Annotated in this window: 5 protein-coding genes; 1 reads left to right on the top strand and 4 read right to left on the bottom strand. The window is 26.9% G+C overall.

Translation table 11 applies throughout. The features are described 5' to 3' along the window. The 4 genes from HMPREF1871_RS02705 to HMPREF1871_RS06270 all read right to left on the bottom strand — a co-directional run. Positions 1-1,681 (bottom strand): amidase family protein (locus tag HMPREF1871_RS02705; protein ID WP_066129766.1); only part of this gene is annotated, 1,681 nt, incomplete at its 3' end. A 372-nt stretch (positions 1,682-2,053) separates the two neighbouring features. Further along, entirely contained in the window at positions 2,054-3,382 is a 1,329-nt protein-coding gene (locus tag HMPREF1871_RS02700) for a C1 family peptidase (protein ID WP_066129763.1), read from the bottom strand. Positions 3,383-3,410: 28 nt separating this feature from the next. Next, complete coding sequence (gene rlmD / locus HMPREF1871_RS02695; RefSeq protein ID WP_066129761.1) at positions 3,411-4,748, bottom strand: 23S rRNA (uracil(1939)-C(5))-methyltransferase RlmD; 1,338 nt, start codon at positions 4,746-4,748, stop codon at positions 3,411-3,413. Positions 4,749-4,807: 59 nt separating this feature from the next. Then, positions 4,808-4,963, bottom strand: coding sequence for an SE1561 family protein (locus HMPREF1871_RS06270; protein ID WP_066129758.1), 156 nt, complete (start codon positions 4,961-4,963; stop codon positions 4,808-4,810). 97 nt (positions 4,964-5,060) lie between these two features. Between HMPREF1871_RS06270 and cls the strand changes: the two genes are divergently transcribed. Beyond that, complete coding sequence (cls, locus tag HMPREF1871_RS02685) at positions 5,061-6,551, top strand: cardiolipin synthase (RefSeq protein ID WP_083505621.1); 1,491 nt, start codon at positions 5,061-5,063, stop codon at positions 6,549-6,551. The last annotated feature ends 69 nt before the right edge of the window (positions 6,552-6,620 follow it).

Here is a 6,620-nt window from a genome sequence, read left to right as displayed (position 1 = left end):
GATTGTCTAAGTAACCTATTTTGTTTATTACATTTTCTTTGAAGTCTTTCATTTCTTTTTGATAATAAAATTGTCCTCTATCTTCAAGATATTTTCCTACAGATAAAAGAAGTTTATCATGTCTTAACCCCGCTTGAAATTGCACTCCGAGAGTTTTCCCTTCTTTAGAGATATATGTCGGTAAAGATATTGCTGGTTCCCTCATTAGGTTTGCAAGCTGAGTAAATGGGGTATATGCTAAAGCTGTTAACCATTGATCATATACCAACTTTTTATGTTCTTCTTTTGTTAAATTAGCATTATTTTTAATTCGCTTAACATCTTCTTCTTTTATTAAAGTATCAGAAAGATATGGAGCTGTATATGCAGTTGTCGGAGTTAAGTATATATCGTATTTTTTGCGAAATTCTTTCATTTTTTCCGCTTCTTTATGAATACTTTCCCATGCCATATCAACATCTTCTTTTTTCAAAAATTTACCATATCCATAAAGTGCATAAGTTGTTGGATCAACATCGTTAAATTCTAAATTTCTTTTTAATTTTTGTTTAGAAAGATAGTTTGTATATCCATAAGTTCCTGCAGCAGCAATTGTGTAGTAATCATTCATAAGTTTTACTCCGTCAACTGGTGCTTCTGCTTCTTCTACACTAAATCCTTGTTTTTTTAAATATGCTACCATATCATTGACAGCTTCTACTGCTTCTTTAGAAACTTCTGTATGTACGGGAGATTTTGTTGTATATGCTATTTTTATCTTGCTAGGGTCAAAATCTTCTTTTGGTAGATTACTTCCACCAAATATATCAAACAAACGTTCCGTGTCTACCATTGATTTAGTAAGTGGAAAATGAACTGTTTGATCTTTATCATTATCTTTTGTTCCATATAGAACACCTTGACTTGGTTTTAGTCCAATAGTTCCATTATATGAAGATGGAATACGAATAGACCCTCCTGCATCAGAACCTGAAGCAACTGGTGCATAATGTGCTGCTATCCCCGCACCACTACCTCCAGAAGAACCACCAGCATGATATAGAGGATTTAAGCCATTTGCAGCTTTCCCATAAAGAGGCGAATCAGATATATTTTTCAAACCAAATTCTGGGAAATTTGTTTGCCCTAAAATAATAAATCCTGCTTTTTTAAATTCTTTAGTATAACGAGAATCATGTTTAGAAATTGTTCCCTTCATAAATTTAAAACCTTGAGTATTATCATAACCTGCAACAGTGTGTCCCAAGCCTTTCATCAAAACTGGAACTCCATAAAATGGCTGTCCTGTATCTTTAAGCTCTCTAGCTTCTTTTAATGCTTCTTCTTTTCTTAATGTAATCATTGCATTTAGTTTGCTATCTTTTTGGTCAATTATTTCATAAGCCCATTTTACTAATTGTTCACTTGTTACTCTACCATCACGGATAGCTTGAGCCATCTGTGTAGCAGAGCTTTTCATATAATCTTCTTTAGTAAAGGGAGATAAATTTTTTACAAGATTTTTTTGATTTTCCTGATTACTTTTTACTAAACTATCCTGACCGTTTCCCTGACTAATATTATTTTGATTTGCACTAGATATGTCTGTTTGTGCATATACTTGTCCTTGAAATAAACTAATAGATAATAAAGTAGCTAATATACCTAACTGAAATTTCTTCCATCTTGATTTTTTTATCATGAATAACTCCTCTCTTTTTTTAAAGTTAGAATATAGCAAAAGAAAAATTCTTAAATTATGCCGGAAATTTTTTAAATTTTACCTTCACTACTTTTCAATTATTTATTATAAAATAAATAAAATGAAAATGCTTATTATCTGTTTTATTTAATATTTAAGTTATTATTCATAACTTAAACATATTATCATAACTACTATATTTCCTCCTTTAAGACTCTTTTATCAATAAGAAAAAATAATTATTAAGAAAATTTAAATATATAATTTTTTTAAAAAATTTTTTTATCTAAATATTTTTTTATATTCTCGGTGAAACTTAATTTCTAAAAAAAAACAAGGAAAATTAAAATTCACCTTGTTTTTTAAATATTTTTATTTTACTTTTCCTAAAATTAAGCAAAAAGCGTCATAAGGGCTATAGACTATTTCTTCCTTGTCAAATCCTTTTAAATAAAATTCTGAAACATATTTCTTGTCGATAATTATTTCATAAGAATATTTATCAAACCATGAATCTGTCATGGAGAAAATCCCTTTATCGCCATTTTTTTCTCCCCATGAATTTTCTACTTTCCATGTTTTTATATCTCCATTCTTTGTTTTAACTCCAGTTATATTCATAGCGTGAGTTGCTACAGATTCACGCATATCAAGTCTATCTGCTTTTGTAAATTCTCCTACTTTTGTTAATGTTTTTTCATAATTATAAATGTCTAAATCCATAATGCCTGTTTTCCTGTCACAACTTTTAAGCACATCACAAGCAAACCATGATGGAATACCGTCTTTTAGAGATTTTAACAATGCTTTTTTCATCTCTTCCATTGGAACATTAAGTCCTTTAAGACCGTCTATTTCTACAATGTTTTTCACTTCTGGATTGACAAATACTCTTCCATATGGATTTCTTTCTCTAGGGTCGTTTATTAAACGAATTTTATCTTCATAAAAATCTCCTACATATTTTTTATAAAAATCTTTTGGGGATAGATTTTTTTCAATATGATATTTTTTATCTTTATCTAAATATTCAAAGTCAAATTTTTCTACTGGTTTTCCTATACATTTGACAAATATATTATATGCTTTATAAAGGCACTCTTCTTTTAAGTTTTCTATTTCTTCTTGCCCTTTTGCCCTTCTTATGTCCATAGCGTATTTTTTTATAATTTCTTCAACTCTTTCAAACATATCGCTTGAATTTTCAGAGTTGAAACTTTCTGCCATGACATTTTTTGGAACAATTCCATATTTATCTATAAGTGCTTTGAAATATTCAAAGTATCCTCCGTCATCTGTTTTGAATTTTAATACATTTATTACTTCTCTACTATTTATGTCTAAATCTTTTGTTTTTATAATCATGTCTAAAAATAGATTTGTTTTTTCTATGTTGTCATAAAAATAAAGATATGTTTGAGAAAATTCAAAACTTTCTAATTTTAGCTCTTTTATTATTTTAGGTCTTGCCATATTTAAGGCAGCAAATAACCAGCATCTTCCTGATTGTTTTTGGTTTGTTATATTTTTTATTTCTATTTGCTCATTAAAAATAAAATCATGCTTGTTTATCACTCGTTTATTTTTACTAGCTTCTCTAATTCCTACATTTGATATTGCGTTTTCCATTAGTTCATTTGTAGTATCTAAATCATACATTTTTTCAAATTTTTTAAGTAATTTTGTATTTATTGTTTCCATTAATTCTCCTTTTTTTATATGGTAATATTTATTTTCTTATCATCAAGCAAATACTTTCTACACTTGCTGTTTGAGGGAACATATCCACAGGGATTATAGTTTTTATTTTATATTTTTTAGTTAATATTTTCATATCTTTTGCTAAGGTTGACGGGTTACAACTTACATAAACTATTTTTTTTGCTTTTATTTTTAATAGTTCATTAGCCAAAAATCTCAGTCCCACTCTTGGGGGATCTACTATTACTATGTCAAATTTTATATTATCTTTTTGATATTTTTTTATACTTTCTTTTGCGTCACAAAGTGTATAAAAACAATTTTTTATATTATTAAGTTTTATATTGTCATTTGCATTTTTTATATTTTCTTCTTCTATATCTACACCATACACTTTTCCGGCATATTTACTCAAATAAATACCAATGCTCCCTACTCCACAAAAAGCGTCTAAAATTATATCTGTTTTTTTTATATTAGCTAATTTTATAACTTTATCATAAAGATTTTTAGTTTGAATGGGATTTAGCTGGAAGAAAGAATTGGCTGAAATCTTATATTTTATATCCCCTATTTTTTCTATAATATTTTCTTCGCCATAGAGCAAAATATTTTCTTTTCCCATAACTAAGTGACTGTTTTTTTCTTTAATATTTAAAACTATACTTTTTATAAAGCTTTCCTTTTTTAGTTCATGAACAACTTTTTTTAGTGATGGTATTTCTTTTGCATTTGCCACGAAAGCTACCTGCACATCTCCACTTGCAAAGGAGGCTCTACATACGAGGTATTTTATTCCTATAAAATTTTTGGAAATAGAAATTGGCACTTTATACTTAGCGATATATTTTTTTACTATTTCTACTACTTTATTTATATTTTCATGCTGTACGGGACAATTTTTTATATTTACAAGTTCATTTGTTCCTTCTTTATAAAGTCCTGCTATGACATGGCCATTTTTATCTATAGAAAAAGGGAATTGGCATTTATTTCTATAGTGAAATTCTTTTTCACAAGCTATTGTATTTTCTATTTTATCAAGATATTTCGTTCCTAAATATTTAGAAAAAGAGTCCCAAACTATATTTTTTTTATATTCTAATTGCTTTTTATAGTCGACATGAATTAAATTATATGCTCCACTATCCAAAAATTCTTTTTTTATATTTTCTCTTCTAAAGGGACTTTTTTTCTTTATGGTTAAAAGCTTTGCTTTTATATATTTATCAGTTTCTTCCAAAACTTTACAAATAACTTCTTCTTCTGGTGACGCTCCTTGAACAAATGTTATTTTTTTCTTATAATAACCTATCCCTTCTCCATTGATACCTATTTTTTTTATTGTAAGTAAAAATTTTTTCACACTTTTTCTCCTATAAAATAAAAAGGTTCTATATTATATAGAACTCTTCTATTTAAATATTATTTTAATGTTTTTATTTCATTATCTAATTCTTCTACAAGCTTTATCAATCTATCAATTTGTTTTATATCAAAATTTTCTGGTTCAATATTTTCTAGCTCACTTGCAAAATCGGCAAATTTACTTTTTAAATGTTCTAAGATATTATTGTTCATACCTTCTCCTTTTATTTATAATCCATAAATATTATATTATAAAACTTGCTAAATTTCTATATTTTTTATAAAATTAACTTGATATTAGGAGGTATATATGCTTTATAATTCTATTTTCAACATTAATTTTTTTAGTTTTTTTCATAATTTTGATACTCTTTTTATTTTTTACTTAGCTAATATTATAACTGTTATGGTAATAATATTCCTAGAGTCAAAAAAACCCTCATCTTCTTGGGCATGGATTTTAGTTTTGCTTTTAATCCCCCATTTTGGTCTACTTCTTTACCTTATTTTTGGAAGACCTATTTATAGAGATAAAATTTTTCCATTTACTAAAGAGCAAAAAATTAAATTTCAGCAATATATTTTCAAAAGAAAATCTCCTTTTAGCTTATATAATAATGAGTATATTACCTTTCATCATAAAAGTTTAATAGAACTAAACTTTAGATCTGACCAAGCCTTTTTGACAACTAAAAATGATGTTAAAATTATAACTACAGGAGGTGAAAAGTTTAAACTTCTTTTTGAGGATATTGAAAAAGCTACTAATTATATCTACATCCAATATTATATTTTGAAAAAAGATAATATTGGAAAAAAACTTTTTTCCCTACTTAAAAAAAAGCTCAAAGAGGGAGTAAAGGTTTATATTCTTTATGATGATATAGGATCTAGAACATTAAACAAGATTTCTCTTAATAGTATTAATAGATTAGGTGCTTTCACTAAAAGTTTTTTTAAATCTTCGTTACCTTTAATAAATTTTCGTTTGAATTATAGAAACCATAGAAAAATAGTTGTAATAGATGGAAAAATAGGTTATATAGGTGGCTATAATGTTGGGGATGAGTATTTAGGTAATAATAAGAAATTCGGACCTTGGCGAGATATTCATCTTAGAATTAGAGGAGAGGCTGTGGCACTTTTGAATTTACGTTTTATTGATGATTGGAACTCTCAAATAAATAATAACGATTTTAAAGATGAAAAAATAGAAAATTATGGCGAAAGTGAATTTGAAAATATAGACTCTAACATTCCTATTCAGGTGGTAACAAGTGGTCCAGATGAACAAATCGATCAAATAAAATATGGCTTTTTACATATGATAAAAAGTGCAAGAAAATATATATATATTCAATCTCCTTATTTCATACCAGATGAAGGGGTCATGGACTCTTTAAAAATGGCAATTCTTTCTGGTACAAAAGTAAAAATAATGATACCTAAAAAATCAGACCACCCTTTTGTTAGATGGGCAAATTACTATAATGTAGGAAAATTGGTAAAATTAGGGGCAAAAATCTATGAATATGAAAAAGGATTCTTACATTCCAAATTAGTAATCATTGACGATGAAGTTACAAGTGTAGGAAGTGCAAATTTTGACAATAGAAGCTTTAAACTTAATTTTGAAATTAATACTTTCATATATGATGACCAAATATGTAAAAAATTTAGAAGTATTTTTGATGAAGATATCAAAAATTCATCATTATTAACAAAAAAAATCTATGACCAAAGAAGCACTATTACTAAAATAAAAGAAGCCATTTCAAGATTAATATCACCTATTTTATAAAACATTCGTTTGTTTTTAAATATGAAATATGATATATTATAGTAGTATGAAAATCAGGAGGAAATTATA

Origin of the sequence: Gemelliphila asaccharolytica, assembly GCF_001553005.1 — a bacterium.
Taxonomy (GTDB): Bacteria; Bacillota; Bacilli; order Staphylococcales; family Gemellaceae; genus Gemelliphila; species Gemelliphila asaccharolytica.
The sequence above is the reverse complement of the archived record's forward strand: the minus strand, read 5'-3'. Positions and strand labels throughout refer to the sequence as shown.